The sequence below is a fragment of the Streptomyces sp. NPDC006879 genome (assembly GCF_042869595.1).
Lineage (GTDB): Bacteria > Actinomycetota > Actinomycetes > Streptomycetales > Streptomycetaceae > Streptomyces.
The window spans coordinates 41,086-56,441 of sequence record NZ_JBIAGC010000025.1 but is presented as its reverse complement, the minus strand read 5'-3'; the positions used below and the strand labels follow the sequence as shown (position 1 = coordinate 56,441).

Sequence of the window (15,356 nt, the reverse complement as noted above, 5' to 3'; positions counted from 1 at the left end):
CGGGGTGCGTTCAAACCACTGCGGAGGGTGTTGCTCAGTCGGTGACGCGCACCGTGTTCTCGACTTCGTGGCCGGCTGCGAAGCGTTGGAGCTGGCGCATGATCAGCCGCTTGGCCCGGGGCATGAACGCGGAGGTACTACCGCCGACATGGGGAGTGATCAGGACATTCGGAGCATGCCACAGTGGGTGTCCGGGGGGCAGCGGTTCCGGGTCGGTGACGTCGAGAGCCGCCCGCAATCTGGTGGCGCCGAGCTCGGTGAGGAGCGCCTCGGTGTCCACGACCGGGCCGCGGGCCACGTTCACGAGCAGGGCGTCGTCCTTCATCCGGCCGAGGAAATCGGCATCGACCATCCCTCGGGTCTGCTCCGTGAGTGGGGTGGAGAGGATCACCACATCGGCGCATGGAAGGAGCGTGGGAAGGTCCGTGAGAGCGTGCACCGGACCACGCGCGCCCTCCCGCGCGCTGCGCGCCACCCTGTCGATGCGGACGCATTCGAAGGGTGCCAGGCGCTCTTCGATGGCGGCGCCGATCGAGCCGTAGCCGACGATCAGGACCGACTTGTCGGCCAGCGCCGGGTAGAAGCCCGCTCGCCACTCCTGTGCGTCCTGACCGTGCACGAAGCCGGCGATGCCGCGCAGCGAGGCGAGGACGAGGGTGACCGCGAGCTCCGCGGTGCTCGCCTCGTGCACGCCGCGGGCGTTGCACAGCCGAACTCCGGCGGGCAGCAGCCCCAGGCCGGGCGTGACGTGGTCGATGCCCGCGGAGAGCGTCTGGACGACGCGCACCGAACGCATCCCCGCCAACGGGCGAACGGCGACCTCCTCGCCCTTCATGTACGGCACCACATAGAAGGCGCAGGATGCGGGATCGGCCGGGAAGGGCTGGTCTCCGTCCCAGAAGAGGTAACGGAAATCGCTTGGAAGCCCGTCGAACTCGGCGGCGGGAATGGGCAGCCACACATCGGATTTCGCGCTGTTCAGGCTCGTCATGGCCTGGAGGCTAGACCACCCGGCTTAATTCAGACGTTAGTTTGGGTGGGCACTGGAGAGGGCGGGGAGAGGGTAGGAGACGGTGGAGCGCAGGACAATCGGGGCACCGTCCCTCCAGGTGGGCGCGGTCGGGCTGGGCTGCATGCCGATGCACTGGGCGTACACCGCCTCCGCGCGACGTCGTGAGGGTTCGCTCGAAGCGATCCATGCGGCCCTCGACTTGGGGATGAACCTGTTGGACACCGCCGACATGTTCGGCCCGTTCACCAACGAGTTGTTGATGGGGAGGGTCCTTCGAGAGCGCCGCGCGGACGCCTTCGTCTCCACCAAGTGCGGTCTCCTGGTGGGTGATCAGCACATCGTGGCCAACGGGCATCCCGGATATGTGCGGCGGGCCTGCGACGCCTCGCTGCGACGGTTGCGGACGGACGTGATCGACCTCTACCAGCTTCACCGGCCGGACCCGGAGGTTCCGGTGGAGGAGACCTGGGGAGCCATGGCGGATCTGGTCCGCGCGGGAAAGGTGCGCTCGCTCGGGTTCTGTGCGGTGGGTGCATACGCCGGCCGGAGACCCTCGCCGATCCGCGCCGGCCGGTTGGTCACCGGAGCCGAGCGGTACCGGACGACCGTCAGCCAACTTGAGCGCGTCCAACAGGTGTTCCCGATCAGCGCGGTCACGGCGGAACTCTCGGTGTGGACCCCGCAGGCGCGGGAGACCCTGTTGCCCTGGTGCGCAGCACGTGGCGTGGGATTCCTCGCGGCGCAGCCGCTGGGGAGCGGCTTCCTCACCGGGACCCTCAAGCCCGGCCAGGGTTTCGAGCCGGAGGACGTGCGGGCCCGACATCCGCGTTTCACAGCTGAGGCCATGGCGGGCAACCAGGTGCTGGTGGCGGAACTGCGAAGGGTGGCTCGCAGGCACGGCCCCGAGGTCAGCGCCGCACAGGTGGCACTGGCCTGGGTCCTTGCCCAGGGATCCCAGGTGGTGGCGGTGCCGGGGACCAAGCACGCCCGGTGGGTGGCGGAGAACGCCCGGGCCGCGTCGCTCCAGCTGACGGCTGCTGACCTGGCGGGCATCGCGGCCCTGCCGGCGGCCCGGGAGGCCTGGTAGTCAACTTGACCCGGCTCTCACAGGACCGGACTTGGAGGTAGCTCCCAACTGGCTGCTGGGTGGGCTCCTCCGTCCAGACACCTCTGTTAGGGGGTGGCCGGGACGCGTGACTCACGCCCCGCAGTCCACACGGTCTCGGCCTTGTGGCCGATGTTGTGGGACGCGCTGTCGTCCGCGTTGGCCAGGTACCCGCAGGCCCGGCACGCGAGGGTCGCTTGACGGCTGCGCGGCCTCGGGCCGGGACGTGATCGGCTTCGACTCCGCCTTGCGGCGGCGCTTCGAGCCCGGCTTGCCCAGGTTCCCGGCCAGCCCACATCCGCAAGTACCTGTGGGGAGAGCACTTCTGGTCCCCCAGCCACTTCGCCGCGCCTGCTGGCGGCGCACCGCTGGCGGTCATCAAGGAGTACATCGAGAACCAGAAGCGACCCGACTGACCGTCACGGACAAAGGCGCAGCGCACTCCGGCACTCCGCGCCAGCCCGCCAAGGACGCGATTGCTCCCGGGGCTGAAGCCCCAAGGTTCCTCGCAAGATCACACTGAACCACTCGATCGAGTGTACGAAGGAGGGAACTCGGAGGGCTCGTCGTGGGTTGTGACAAGTGTGGGCGGGCAGGGCCGCCGGGTGGCGCCAGAGCCACCGTGTGCTGGTGGGTGGCCGCCACAAGACGGCCACGGAGCCCTTCGGAGGGAGCAAGCCGTGGGACATCGCCGCTCGAAGACAGCTAACGCCGGTGCGCTGGCCGGATGCGTACTGCTCCTGCTCGCCGGCTGCTCCTCCAGACCGGTGGAGACCCCGAGCGGCACTCCCAGCTCGGGCCTCGCTCCGACCGCCTCCGCGGGCACGCGCAGCACGACTCCGGCGCCCGCCCACGGTTCGGTGACCGTGCTGAGGGAAGTGGCCAAGGGGCTGGACTCCCCGTGGGGTGTGGCACCACTGCCGGGTGGAGACCTTCTGGTCGCCTCGCGCGACGAGGGCACGATCTCCCGGGTCGCCTTGCGCAGCGGGCACCTGACCGAGATCGGCTCGGTGTCCGGGGTCTCCCCCGCAGGTGAAGGTGGTCTGCTGGGCCTGGCACTCTCCCCCTCCTTCGCCGAGGACCGCATGGTCTACGCCTACTTCACCACCGAATCGGACAACCGCATCGCCCGGTTGCGCTACGACGAGCGCAGGCCCGTGGGCCAGCAGCTCGGGGAACCCGACACCGTGTTCCGCGGCATTCCCAAGGGCCTGGTGCACAACGGCGGCCGGATCGCGTTCGGCCCGGACGGAATGCTCTACGTCGGCACGGGGGACTCCGGCAGGAGCGAGCTGGCACAGGACCGGGGCTCGCTGGGCGGCAAGATCCTGCGGATGACCCCGGACGGGGAGCCTGTACATGGGAACCCGCAAGCTGACTCCGTCGTGTACTCGCTCGGCCACCGCAATGTGCAGGGGCTGGCGTGGGACGGTGAGAAGCATTTGTGGGCTGCCGAATTCGGCCAGGACACCTGGGACGAACTCAATGCGATCGAGCCCTCGGGAAACTACGGGTGGCCCGAGGCCGAGGGCGCCGCAGGACGAAGCGGATTCAAGGACCCGGTGGCCCAGTGGCCCACGGACGAAGCCTCACCGAGCGGTATCGCCTTCGCCGCGGGTTCCCTCTGGATGGCCGGCCTGAAGGGCGAACGGCTTTGGCGCATCCCTGTGGACGGCAGGAGGGCCGCCGCCGCACCCGAGGCATTCCTGGAGGGCGAATACGGGCGACTGCGCACCGTCATCACCGTGGGTGATGATCGAATACTTTTGGTGACGAGCGAGACGGACCGCCGGGGGACTCCGGAGCCGGGGGACGACCGCATCCTGGAACTCCAGGTGCGCTGATCACGGCTCGGCCGTACGGCCGAGCCCGAGTCGAGGGAGGCACCGTGTTCAACTTGATCGAGCAACTGTTCAACCCGGGGCGCAAGCACACCCACGATGAACACAAGCGGCTTGAGCTGACCCGCACCGACACCAGTGACGGCGACCCGGGTCGGGGTCCGATAGACCTTTCCTCGGGACGAGTGGTCATACGGCCCGAGGAGACGACGCACCTGTAGGGGTGAACAACCGCAGCCGGTGCGCGATGGCAGCAGCTTCCCCACGGCCGGAAACGCCGAGTTTGGCCAAGATGTTGGAGACATGAACGCTGGCCGTCTTGGGCGAGATGAAGAGCGCCTCGGCGATCTGTCGATTGCTGCGACCGGCGGCCACCAGGCGCAGCACCTCACTCTCACGGGCGGTCAACCCCAAGGACTTCGTCGGATCAGCCAGGCACTGACCACGGTCCGACTCCGGCTCAGGGACGCCCTCCGTGAGCGAGAGGCGGGCACGGCGGGCGAGTTGCTCCAGGTCCGTCAGCAAGGGGAGGGCACGCAGTTGGCTACCGGTGGCCTGCGCCTGCCGCAAGAGCAGCCCGGCCGCCTCCCGATCACGACCAGCGGCCAGGAGTGATTCGGCCAGCCGATGGCGGGCCTGAGCAAGCAACGCCGGCCTTTCCAGGGAACTGAGTTCGGAGACGATCTGCGCCCAGTGGTCCGGGCGGTCTCGGTCCTCGGCGCGTAGCAGCTCGGCGTTCACGAAGTGTGCGTAGGCATCCCAGAGGGGGACGGGGGTGGGTAGGGAGGTGACAGCCTGACGGATCAGGTCGGTGGTTGCGGCGCGGCCCGGCTCGGCGACGGGCAACCCGCGGGAGTCGGACTCGGCAGTGGCCGCAGCAAGAGCCAACGGCCATGCGTAGCGGTGGATTCCCGGCGGAAACCCATCAGCCACCGCGTGCTGGAATCCGGAGCGCGCGTCGAAGAATCGGCCCTCCGCGGCGGCGACGGCCACCGCGATACGGTGCAGGGGAACCTGGTGCTGGGGCTCCTTGTCATGGGTACCGAACTGGTCCAGAGCCCGATCCAGTTGGGCCTTGGCTTCGACCAGATCCCCTCGAGCCAGCGCAAGGTCGGCGAGCCGGGCCGCGCCCGAACCACGGGGCTTGGCGCTGCGGGCAGCCCGCAGGGTCGCCCGGGCGCTGGCTTCGGAGTCCTCCCAACGCCCCAATGAAAAGAGAGACTCGGAGAGGTTGCCCGTCACCCAGGCCTCCGAGTCCAACAGGCGGTAGGTGCGCACGAGAGCGATGCCCTGTTCAGCGAGTTCGACAGCCTCCCGGGAGCGTCCGAGGCTCTCCAGCACATGGCTGTGATTGATATAGGCACGGCCGGCGAGCATGGCGCAGTCCAGTTCGACGGCCCGGCGGGCGACCGTACGCATTTCGGCGAGGCCCCCCTCGATGTCGCCGGAGTCCACCACCAGAGTTGCCCTGGTCAGGCGGGCGTCCAGTTCGATGTCCTCGGCTCCGACCATGCGGGCGTATTCCACGGCCCGTTCCACAGTGGGGAAGTTGTCAGGCCCCGGGCTGTGCAGCATGGTCCAACCAGCGGCCTGCACCAACACTTCGGCGTGCACCTGTGAAGGTGGCAGCCCGCGCACGAGTTCTTGGGCCGTGCCCAGTTCCGCCCAGCCGTCACCACGGGAGAGGCTGGACACCAGCTTGGCGCGTTCGGTCCAGAACCAGGCCGCCCGCAGCGGGTCGTCCTCCTCCTTCAGCAACCGCAGGGCCGTCTTGGTGAGGGTGAGGGCGCGCTCCCGCTCGCCGCCGAACCGGCCGGCGACGGTTGCCTCCGCCAGCAGGTCCAGGCGGCGCAGCGGGGCGCCCTCCGTCTCGCAACCGCAGGGCGGGTAGACGTGTGTGTAGTCGGCCGTCCGCAGGCTGGCCCTCACCTCTTCGGGGGCGTCTTCCCACAGGTCGATGGCCCTCTCCAGCAGACGCAGTTGCTCGGAGTAGGCGTGCCTGCGGCGGGCGGCGACGGAGGCGTCGAGGACTGCCGGCAGGGCCTTGGCGGGGTCGTGGGCGGCGTACCAGTAGTTGGCCAGCCGGATGGCCCGTTCCTCGGCCCTCACCAAGGTGGCGTCGGCCTCCAAGGCTCGGGCGAAGCGTCGGTTGATGCGTGAGCGTTCGCCGGGCAGCAGGTCATCGCTGACCGCTTCACGCACCAGGGAGTGACGGAAGCGGTATCCCTCCCCCTCGGGAGTGGCCTGGAGGATGTTGGCGCCGACGGCGCTCCGCAGGGCCGCGATGAGTTGGTCCTCGGCGAGTTCGGCCACAGCGCGCAGCAGCGCGTCCCCGACACTGGAGCCTCCCTCGGCGACCATGCGCACCACACGCTGGGCCTCGTCGGAGAGCGCCTCGACCCGGACCAGCAGCAGATCGCGCAGGGAGTCGCTGAGTCCGGTACGGCATCCGCTGTCCATCGAGGCGACGAGTTCCTCCACGAAGAAGGCGTTGCCGTCGGAGCGCTCGAAGACCGCGTCCACCAGCGGTTCCTCGGGCTCTGAGGCCTTGATACCGGCGAGCTGGCTGCGGACTTCGGCGCGGTTGAAGCGGGCCAGTTCGATGCGCTGAACCGTGCGCAGCCGATCCAGTTCGGCCAGCAAGGGGCGCAGCGGGTGGCGCCGGTGGATGTCATCGGACCGGTAGGTGGCGATGAGTACCAGGCGACCGCCGGCGAGGGTCCGCAAGAGGTACGAGAGCAGGTGGCGGGTGGAGGTGTCCGCCCAGTGCAGGTCCTCCAGGACGAACACGATCGTGCGGTCGGCGGCTGCCTGCTCCAGGAGCCGGGCGGTGAGCTCGAAGAGTCGGGCGGTGCTCTCCTCGTTGTGCGGGCCGGGCGCGGTGTCACCGAGCTCGGGCAGCAGGCGCGCGAGTTCGCCTTCCTGCCCTTGGGCGGCGGCGGCGAGTTCCTCGGGAAGCTGCCGCCGCAGGGCACGAAGGGCCGTTGCGAACGGCGCGAAGGGCAGACCCTCCGCGCCGATCTCCACGCAACCGCCGACGGCCACCACGGCGCCGCGCCCGGTCGCCTCGGCCAGGAACTCCTCGGTGAGTCTGGTCTTGCCGACCCCCGCCTCCCCGCCGATCAGCAACGCCTGCGGTTCGCCGCCCCGTTCGGGGGCGTCGGGGTCCTGCCGTCTGCTCGTCTGTGCGCGGGTGAGGGCTTGGCTGAGGGCGGTCATCTCATCGGCTCGCCCGACGAACACCGGGCTGACGGACCTGTTCTCCACGTCGCCGAGCATCGCACAGGGGTCCGATGCGGCGGCACCGGATATCCGGGCGTGTGGTGGCGTGCTCATGCGGCGCGGGTGAAGCGGGTTCGTGGCTTGTGTCGACCTCGGGCGCTCTGCAGCGCAGCGGACTTGCGGGCCGCGCGGTCGGCCTTCGCCAGTCGCCGGGCGATCCGGCTCTGTTCTGCCTCACGGATGCGCTCGGCGTGGTGCAGCTTCTCCAGCTCGTAGTGGAACAAGGCGTCTCCCTGAGGGTGTGGATCACGGTGGTGGTTGGTGCCACCAGACTCACGTCCCAGTACGCGGGCGCGCATCGGGAGCCTGACCCATCTCCCCACGGCCCGGGCCCTTAGACGAGGAGGTCCGACGCCAGGTCCCTCCTGAGGCCAATGCAGTTGCCTTTGAGTTGCGGGGGATCCTCACCCTGCCTGTGACGGAGTAGGGCGCGGGCCGGCAGGTCAGACACGCTCCGTACCATCCATAGGTGATCAACCCGTCCTTCCACACGCCCAGACGCCGCTTCATCACCCTGACCACGCTGGCTGCGAACAGGCACAGGACCAGGAACAAGTACACGACCAGCCCCGCCGGCAGGAGGCGCCGGCGCCGCTCGTCCCCGTCGTGCTTGGCTATCGCAGCGTCCACCAGCTCAGCGGTGAACACCTTCGTCAGGATCCCGATCCGCACCCGCTGGCCCGCGCCCCACCCCGTCACACGCGGGGCAACGATCTCCAAAGCTCAAAGGCAACTGCATTGCCCTTCTGAGGCCCCCGAGGCCCGCGGGGCCCGCCCGGGTGTCGTCCGCCCGTTCTCGGGCCCGCGACGACGGCGAGGGGGGCGTCACGCCGTCGCCGTCGCCCGGGCCGGACCCGGGTGGGCATCCGTGGAGAGACGGTTCAGGCTCTGCCCGAGGGGATGATGGCCGCAGCCGGCGCTGCACGGGCCGGGGAAGACAGGGCAGTGCTCAGGCGGGGTCTGAGGGCGGCCACTCGTGGGAGAGGACCGACCAGACTTCCATGTCGTGACGCGTGCCTCGGTGGAGGTAGCTCTGCCGCATCACGCCTTCGCGTGTCATGCCCAGTCGGGCGGCGGCGGCGAGGCTGCTCTCATTGGCTGCCGCGGCCCACCACTCGACGCGGTGCATGCCACGCTCGTGGAAGGCCCAGTCGATGAGGACGCGGCAAGCGGAGTTGACCAGTCCGCGGCCGGTGGCCGTCGGTTCGAGCCAGCAGCCGATCTCGCAGTTGCCGGACCGGGCGTCGAAGACGCGGAACAGGACTCCGCCGACGAGCTCGCCGCCGAGCCTGATGCCGTAGAGCCGCCCGGTGTCCTGCGCCGCCTTCTGGGCGTAGCCGCTCAGCAGGGTGCGGGCGGCTTCGAGGTCTGCGGCGGCGTCGGCGAAGCCGACGAACTCGCCGATGTACTGGCGCCCTCGTTCCATGTGGGCGAAGAACTCAGGTGCATGGTGAGGTTCCAGGGCGAACAACTCGGCGTCCTGGCCGAGGCCTATGGCGAACACTGCTCTTCCTCCGGTGTGCGTTCGGCGATCCGTCAGCGGGGCGCGTCGGCCCGCTGCGCCCGTTCCTCCGCCGGGCGCGGTGCGGGCAGTGTCGCACGCTGTTGATCACCGGTGTCGATACCGGAGCCCGGGGCCTCGATGCTGATACGCGGAAGCCGCCGTTCCAGCCAGGCCGGTAGCCACCAGTTGGCGCCGCCGAGCATATGCATGAGGGCCGGGACCAGAAGGGTGCGCAGGACGAAGGCGTCCAGTGCCACGGCCGCGGCCAAGGCGATGCCGAACATCGCGATGATCCGGTCGCCGCTGAGCACGAACGCGAGGAACACCGAGATCATGATCACCGCGGCGGAGTTGATCACCCGGCTGGTCTCGGCGAGTCCGACCCGCACGGCACGCCGGTTGTCGCCCGTCTCCAGCCACTCCTCGTACATCCGGCTCACCAGGAACACCTGGTAGTCCATGGAGAGCCCGAAGAGAACCGACACCATGATCACGGGAAGGAAGGGTTCGATCGGGCCGGCGCTGCCGAGCCCGAGGAGTTCACTGCCCCAACCCCACTGGAAGATCGCGACGACGATCCCGAAGGAGGAGGCGACCGCGGCGACGTTCATCAGCGCGGCCTTCAACGGAATGCCGATCGACCGGAAGGCGAACAGGAGCAGGACGCATCCGAGGGCGATGACGACGCCGACGAAGAGCGGCAGTTTCCCGATGATGACGTCGGCGAAATCGTCGTAGCCGGCGGTGACCCCGCCAACCTGTATGTCCAGGTCGGACCCGTGTTCGACTGCGGGGACGGTCTCGGCTCGCAGTCGGGTGACGAGTTCGCTGGTCTCCTGGGACTGCGGTGCGGAATCGGGAACGACGGTCAGCATCGCCGTGTCCTCGGCGTGATTGATCAGCACGGGACCGACCGAGGCGACGCCCTCGGTGTCCCGTACGGCGCTGGGCAGCCGGCCGAGCGCCTCCAGGTCCCGGGCACCGTCGAGGCGCGTCACGAGGGTGAGCGGACCGTTGACTCCCGGTCCGAAGCCTTCACCGAGCAGGTCGTAGGCCTGGCGGGTGGTGGAGCTCGTCGGGTTGTTGCCCTGATCCGAGGTGCCGAGGTGCAGTCCGAGCGTGGGGAGCGCCAGCACCAGCATCACGACGGCGGCCAGCCCGCCGAGCAGCTTGGGGTGGCGCTCCACGAAGGCCGACCAACGGGCGGCGAGCCCCGTGCTGGTCTCGGGCCGCGGTCCCTCCTCGGCCAGTGTGCGACGTTCGCGCCGCGACAGCGCCCGCATGCCGATCAGGGACAACAGCGCCGGGAGCAGCGTGATCGAGGCGGCGACCGTCATCACCACGGTGAGACAGGCAGCGAGGGCGACGCCGTTGAGGAAGTCGAGGCGCAGGATCAGCATGCCGAGCAGGGCTATGCAGACGGTGGCGCCGGCGAAGACGACCGCCCGACCGGTGGTGGCCACGGCGTTGCGGGCGGCTTCGGCGACCGGGAGGCCGCGCATCAGCCCCTTGCGGTGCCGGGTGACGATGAAGAGCGCGTAGTCGATGCCCACACCGAGCCCGATGAGCAGTCCGAGCATCGGGGCGAAGTCGGCCACTGACATCAGGTGCCCGAGCAGGACGATCCCCGAGTAGGCGATGCCGACGCTCACCAGTGCGGTACCGATGGGCAGCAGACTCGCGGCGAGCGAACCGAAGGCGAGGAAGAGGACCACAGCGGCCACTGCCACGCCGATGGCTTCGCTGAGGTGGGAGGTCGGGGACTCCGTCAGTCCGACCGCCCGACCTCCGAGGGCGATGTCGAGCCCGTCGTTCTCGGCACCGAGAGCTGTGTCGACCAGGGCCCGGGCCTGTTCCTCCGGGACCGCGTCACCCTGCTCGTCGAAGGTGACCACGGCGTAGGCGGTACGGCCGTCAGGGCTGATCTGGGAGGCGCCTTCGGCGGTGTAGGGGCTGGTCACCGACCCGATGCCGGGTAGCTGGGCGATCTGGTCCAGTACGCCGGCCATCTGCTTCTCGACGGCGGCCTCACGAACGCCGGGGGCCCCCGCGGTGTGCCAGACGACGGTGTTGGTATCGCCGCCCTGCCCGGGGAAGCCCTCGCGCAGCAGAGTGTTGGCCTTGCCCGATTCGGTACCGGGCACCTCGTAGTCGTTGGAGTACGCGCTTCCCGCGACGGTGGCCGCGGTCGCTGCGCCGCCGAGGGCGAGGAGCCAGATCAGTACGGCGACGAGGCGGTGTCGTACGCACCACCGAGCGATAGCTGTCACGGACTTGCTCCCTGATGGTTCCGGACGGGATCAGCCCGCGAGAACGCCTGCGCCATGGCATGCCGGGACGGTTCCGCGGGCGTTCCGGAACCGGAGCTGCCGGTTTCTGCCACGATGGCAGGCAAACATGATCAATTGCCCCTTTCGTGTGCAGAGTCACAGGAACCGCACATCAAAGGGGCTTTGCACCCCGAACCCGCAGGGGCTCTCGGCCGCTCAGCCCTCGACGCCGTACCCCGGCACGGACGGCCAGCGGACGGTGAGCACCACCGACTCCTCCTCGGCAAACCAGGAGTGATCCACTCCGCGACCCCACACCACGTAGTCACCCGGCTCGGCGAGGACCACGCTGCGGCCGGGAAGTTCGACCCGGAACCGCCCACTGATCAGCACCTGCAGGGCGGTCCGCTCCTCGCCGCGGACCCAGTCGGCCCGCTCGTCACCCCTCGGGTGCAAACCCCATTTGATCTCCACGTCCGTGCTGTGGCGGGGATCCTCGGGGTCCTTGAAGTGACCGAGCAGCCAGCCGCGATCAAGGACGGCGTCCCGGCCCGCATTGCCGACGTACACACCCTCGGGGCGATCTTCACTCATGGCCGCAGACTAAGGGCCGCCGCCCCGGCCCACACCCCACCCCCGTCAAAGCCGCCGACTACGTTCGCCCTGCCCCCGCCCAGGCCGGGGCAGGCCCCCGGGCGCCAGTGACCTCAGGCGGCTCGCCAGTAGCCGAGGGCGTTGATCCGGCTCTTGGGCAGCGCGAGTTCTTTGCGGAGGAACGCGGCCAGGGTGCGGGTGGTCGCGGCCTCGCAGGCGAGCCAGACATACGCCTCGCCCGGGTTTTCCAGGAACTTCGGCGCCTCCTCCCGCACGGCCGCCACCAGGGCCGCGCCGTCTCCCCGTGGCACTCGGCGCACCTCATGGCGTGCGGGGTCCAGCCGCATGGGCAGTTCCTCGTCCGCTTGGGACTGGGTTTCGAACCAGATGGTCGCCTCCGTCGAGGGGTAGGCGTCCAGCAGCGAGTTGACGGCGGGCAGCGAGGCGGGGTCTGCGATGACCAGGAGTCGGCGGGGAGCGGGCCGCGGGGCGGTGAATCCGGTGCCCTGGACGGTGGCCTCGATGGTGTCCCCGGGCTCGGCTCTGCGCGCCCAGTCGCTGGCCACGCCCTCATGAAGGGCGAATTCGAGGGCGAAGGTACCGGATTCCGGGTCGGGGTCCACCAGGGTGTACGCCCGCTGGTGCGGCTTGCCCGCGTGCTGGAACCACAACCGAACCCACATGGTGGGGTGCACGGACGCACCCGCCGCGGCGAGCAGCCCACCGTCCGACAGCTGGATCCGGCGGTAGGTCTCGGTGACCTGCTCGGCTCCCGTCACGGTCAACACGAAGTCCTTGCCGCGCATCAGCTTGAGGACCACGCCCTCCCAGCCATGACCACTCATCGTCCGCCCCACCCTTCGTACCAGCAGGCCCACCGCCGGCTTCGATCAGCCGGTGGGTTTGCGACCCACACACTCGATCACCTTATAGTTAGGTCAGCCTAACCTAATGCGTCTGGGGAGTAGTGTGAGCTTCGAGGTCTACCGAGACGACTGGGGCGTCCCGCATCTCTCCGCGCCCAACCCACGTGAGCTGGCCCGGGCCCAGGGCCGGATCACCGCGCTCGACCGCGCCTGGCAGCTCGAAGTGGAACGCCACCGCGCCCAGGGCGCCACCGCCGCCTTCCTCGGCCCCGAGTCCGTCGCCTGGGACCGGTTCGCCCGCCAGGCGCGTCTCGCGGACACCGCTCGACGGTGTCACGCCGCCCTCGACCCCGAAACGGCCGACTGGCTCCAGGCCTATGTAGACGGTGTCAACGATGCCCTGCCCGGGGCGGCACACCTGGACCCCCGCTTCGCCGAGACCGATCTCACTCCCACACCCTGGCAGCCCTGGGTACCGCTAGGCATCTGGATCTCCACGCACATCCTCTTCGCCGGCTTCCCCACCAAGCTGTGGCGCGACCGGGTCGCGGCCACCCTCGGCGAGGAGCTCATCGACCTCTTCGCCACCGACGGCCCGGCGGTGGCCGGCTCCAACGGCTGGCTGATCCCCGGCCACCGCACCACGAGCGGATCAGCCCTGCTGGCCGGCGACCCCCACCGCTTCATCGAAGACCCGGGCGTCTACCAACAGATACGACTGTCCTGCCCTCAGTACGACGTCCTCGGCCTCGCCGTCCCAGGAGTCCCCGGCCTCGCCCACTTCGGCCACACCGGCACCGTCGCCTGGGCGATCACCAACGCCATGGCCGACTTCCAGGACCTCTACCGGGAACGGCTACGCCGCAACCCGAACCGGCCCACCGGCGCGGGCACGCCCCCCGGACCGCCCCTCATCGAGGCGCTGGGACCGGACGGAGCCTGGGAGGCGGCCGAGTGGCACACCGAGACCATCGAGGTGGCAGGGGGTGACGCGATCGAGATCGAGGTGATCGAGACGGCGCGCGGCCCGGTGATCGCCGACGAGACGGAGAGCGGCCGTCCAGGCGAGGCCCTGACCCTGCGCTACCCGCCACGGGTCCGGGCCGATCTCGGGTTCGCCGCGCTGCCCGCCCTGCTGCGCGCCCGTACCGTGGCCGACGTCGATCGCGCCTTCGACCACTGGGCGGAACCCGTCAACGTCGTGCAGGCAGCCGACACCAGCGGTGGCCTGCTGCACCGGATCGCGGGCACCGTCCCGCTGCGTCACGCCGCCAACCGGCTGCGCCCGGTCCCAGCCTGGGAGGGCGAGCACCGCTGGCACGGCTGGGCCGACAGCCCGCGCACGCAGGTGCGGGACGTGGCCGTGATGGCGAACCAGCGCGGAATCGCCGCCCCGCTCGGCATCGAGTTCGCTCCGCCGCACCGAGCCGACCGGATCAGCGAACTGCTGGACTCCCGGTCCCTTTGGTCCCCCGATGACATGGAACCGATTCTGACCGACACCCATCTGGGCTCCGCGCAAGCCCTGTTGTCCGTGGTGTCCACACTCGACGGACTCTCCCCCGCAGCCGAGTCGCTGCGTCGAAGGCTGCTGGACTGGGACCAGATGATGGCCGCCGACTCCACCGACGCCACCTGCTATTCGGCGCTGCGTTCGGCCGTAGTGCGCGCCCTGGCTTCCGACCCCGCCTTCACCCACCTCACCGAACCGCCTGTCGGCCACCCGGTGTTCCTACCCTGGCTGCACCTCCTCCCGCGGATCGGCTACGCCCTCGAAGGAATCCTGACCACCGGGGCGCTGCCGGAGCTGGATCGCGCCGGTCATGTCCGCGCGGCACTGGAGGAGGTGGCCGCCCGCCCCGACGAACCCGCGCCCTGGGCGCAAGTGCACCGCCTCGCGGCCTGGCAGGCCCTGCCTCAAGCGGACCCCGACTGGCCCGGACTCGCGGGAGACCACGACTGTGTCCTGTGCACTTCCTCGGTCCCCGGCGTCACGGACCTCAGCGCCCGAGGACCGGCCGCGCGCTTCGTCTGGGACCTCCACCGGCGGGAGAACAGCCGATGGGTGGTGCCGCTGGGCGCCTCGGGCATCCCCGGCCACCCGCACCACCGCGACCAGATGAGCCAGTGGGTGGACGGCGAACTCCTCCCGGTCACCACCGACTGGTCCCAGCTCACCAAGGAGGACCCCCGATGAATCACTCCCCCGCCACCGCCCCCGGGTCCGGTGCCCCCCGCGAACCCGTACACGTCCGCCACATCGAGGACTTCGGGACCATACGGGTGACCCCGGTCGACCCGGCCGTCGACTCACCACTGCTGCACTCCTGGGTCCGCGAGGACCGGGCCGCCTTCTGGGGGATGCGCGAGTTGACGCAGGAGGTCGTCCGGGAGATCTACGAGGACCTCGACCGTCGCACCACCCACCACGCCTTCTTGGTCCACCGGGACGGGGAGCCGGTCGCGCTGTTCCAGACCTACCAGCCCGAGGAGGACCGGATCAGCGAGTGCTACCCGGTGCGCAAGGGTGACCTCGGCGTCCATTTGATGCTCGGGCCGGTCAGCGGGCGCCCGCGGCCCGGCTTCAGTCGCACGCTGGTGTCGGCCCTGATGACCTTCGCCTTCTCGGACGGCGCCAGTCGGTTGGTTGCCGAACCCGACGCGGCCAACGAGAAGGCGATCTCGCTGCTGCGCCGCATCGGCTTCGAGGTGCAGGGCGAGATCGAACTGCCGGAGGTGGACCTCCCGGAGGTGTACCTACCGGCAAAGACCGCCGTGCTGGGATTCCTGGACCGCTCCAGGGTCATGGCCGCGCCCTGACCCCACCCAAGGCGCAGGTAGCCAACTGCCCCCGTGCAACTGCGTTGCATCAAAAGGCTGTT

The 15,356-nt window shown here is 69.8% G+C and carries 13 protein-coding genes and 1 pseudogene; 6 read left to right on the top strand and 8 right to left on the bottom strand.

Going from position 1 to position 15,356, the window contains the following annotated elements; translation table 11 throughout:
• Positions 1–34: 34 nt before the first annotated feature.
• On the bottom strand, positions 35–991 hold the full coding sequence (locus tag ACFYMC_RS19335) for a 2-hydroxyacid dehydrogenase (protein WP_388526494.1): 957 nt from the start codon (positions 989–991) through the stop codon (positions 35–37).
• Between the two features lie 82 nt (positions 992–1,073).
• On the opposite strand from ACFYMC_RS19335, the gene ACFYMC_RS19330 reads away from it, so the two are divergent.
• From ACFYMC_RS19330 to ACFYMC_RS19315, 4 genes and pseudogenes are all read left to right on the top strand, one after another.
• On the top strand, positions 1,074–2,099 hold the full coding sequence (locus ACFYMC_RS19330) for an aldo/keto reductase (RefSeq protein ID WP_388526491.1): 1,026 nt from the start codon (positions 1,074–1,076) through the stop codon (positions 2,097–2,099).
• Between the two features lie 311 nt (positions 2,100–2,410).
• Positions 2,411–2,533: pseudogene (locus tag ACFYMC_RS19325) on the top strand (transposase); the annotation flags it as partial.
• 264 nt (positions 2,534–2,797) lie between these two features.
• Positions 2,798–3,961 carry a PQQ-dependent sugar dehydrogenase gene (locus ACFYMC_RS19320; RefSeq protein WP_388526488.1) on the top strand — a complete coding sequence of 388 codons (1,164 nt, stop codon included), beginning with the start codon at positions 2,798–2,800 and terminating at the stop codon, positions 3,959–3,961.
• Positions 3,962–4,005: 44 nt separating this feature from the next.
• Positions 4,006–4,179, top strand: a complete 174-nt coding sequence (locus tag ACFYMC_RS19315) for a DUF6191 domain-containing protein (RefSeq protein ID WP_388526485.1) — start codon at positions 4,006–4,008, stop codon at positions 4,177–4,179.
• On the opposite strand, the gene ACFYMC_RS19310 is transcribed toward ACFYMC_RS19315, so the two are convergent.
• From ACFYMC_RS19310 to ACFYMC_RS19280, 7 genes are all read right to left on the bottom strand, one after another.
• Positions 4,148–7,294: an AAA family ATPase gene (locus ACFYMC_RS19310; RefSeq protein WP_388526482.1), complete on the bottom strand. Its 3,147-nt coding sequence runs from the start codon at positions 7,292–7,294 to the stop codon at positions 4,148–4,150. The two genes, ACFYMC_RS19315 and ACFYMC_RS19310, sit on opposite strands and share 32 nt — an antisense overlap.
• Positions 7,291–7,464, bottom strand: coding sequence for a hypothetical protein (locus ACFYMC_RS19305; protein ID WP_388526479.1), 174 nt, complete (start codon positions 7,462–7,464; stop codon positions 7,291–7,293). Before ACFYMC_RS19305 ends, ACFYMC_RS19310 begins: the two co-directional genes overlap by 4 nt.
• 49 nt (positions 7,465–7,513) lie before the next feature.
• Positions 7,514–7,912: a transposase domain-containing protein gene (locus tag ACFYMC_RS19300; RefSeq protein ID WP_388526572.1), complete on the bottom strand. Its 399-nt coding sequence runs from the start codon at positions 7,910–7,912 to the stop codon at positions 7,514–7,516.
• A gap of 277 nt (positions 7,913–8,189) precedes the next feature.
• A complete protein-coding gene (locus ACFYMC_RS19295) occupies positions 8,190–8,744 on the bottom strand; it encodes a GNAT family N-acetyltransferase (protein ID WP_388526476.1) in 555 nt (184 codons plus the stop codon).
• Positions 8,745–8,776: 32 nt separating this feature from the next.
• The gene (locus ACFYMC_RS19290; RefSeq protein WP_388526473.1) at positions 8,777–11,014 is read right to left on the bottom strand and encodes an MMPL family transporter; all 2,238 of its coding nucleotides are present in this window, start codon (positions 11,012–11,014) and stop codon (positions 8,777–8,779) included.
• 216 nt (positions 11,015–11,230) lie between these two features.
• Positions 11,231–11,608, bottom strand: a complete 378-nt coding sequence (locus ACFYMC_RS19285) for a signal peptidase I (protein ID WP_388526470.1) — start codon at positions 11,606–11,608, stop codon at positions 11,231–11,233.
• Between the two features lie 113 nt (positions 11,609–11,721).
• Positions 11,722–12,453 (bottom strand): siderophore-interacting protein, encoded by a 732-nt coding sequence (locus ACFYMC_RS19280; RefSeq protein ID WP_388526468.1) that lies wholly within the window; start codon positions 12,451–12,453, stop codon positions 11,722–11,724.
• A 124-nt stretch (positions 12,454–12,577) separates the two neighbouring features.
• Between ACFYMC_RS19280 and ACFYMC_RS19275 the strand changes: the two genes are divergently transcribed.
• Entirely contained in the window at positions 12,578–14,671 is a 2,094-nt protein-coding gene (locus ACFYMC_RS19275) for a penicillin acylase family protein (protein WP_388526465.1), read from the top strand.
• Positions 14,668–15,294 (top strand): GNAT family N-acetyltransferase, encoded by a 627-nt coding sequence (locus ACFYMC_RS19270; RefSeq protein ID WP_388526462.1) that lies wholly within the window; start codon positions 14,668–14,670, stop codon positions 15,292–15,294. Before ACFYMC_RS19275 ends, ACFYMC_RS19270 begins: the two co-directional genes overlap by 4 nt.
• Positions 15,295–15,356: the final 62 nt, after the last annotated feature.

Bases quoted from the DNA above. Each gene is read 5' to 3' on its own strand.
- ACFYMC_RS19335 (WP_388526494.1), bottom strand. From the start codon at position 991: ATGACGAGCCTGAACAGCGCGAAATCCGATGTGTGGCTGCCCATTCCC.
- ACFYMC_RS19310 (WP_388526482.1), bottom strand. From the start codon at position 7,294: ATGAGCACGCCACCACACGCCCGGATATCCGGTGCCGCCGCATCGGAC.
- ACFYMC_RS19285 (WP_388526470.1), bottom strand. From the start codon at position 11,608: ATGAGTGAAGATCGCCCCGAGGGTGTGTACGTCGGCAATGCGGGCCGG.
- ACFYMC_RS19280 (WP_388526468.1), bottom strand. From the start codon at position 12,453: ATGAGTGGTCATGGCTGGGAGGGCGTGGTCCTCAAGCTGATGCGCGGC.
- ACFYMC_RS19270 (WP_388526462.1), top strand. From the start codon at position 14,668: ATGAATCACTCCCCCGCCACCGCCCCCGGGTCCGGTGCCCCCCGCGAA.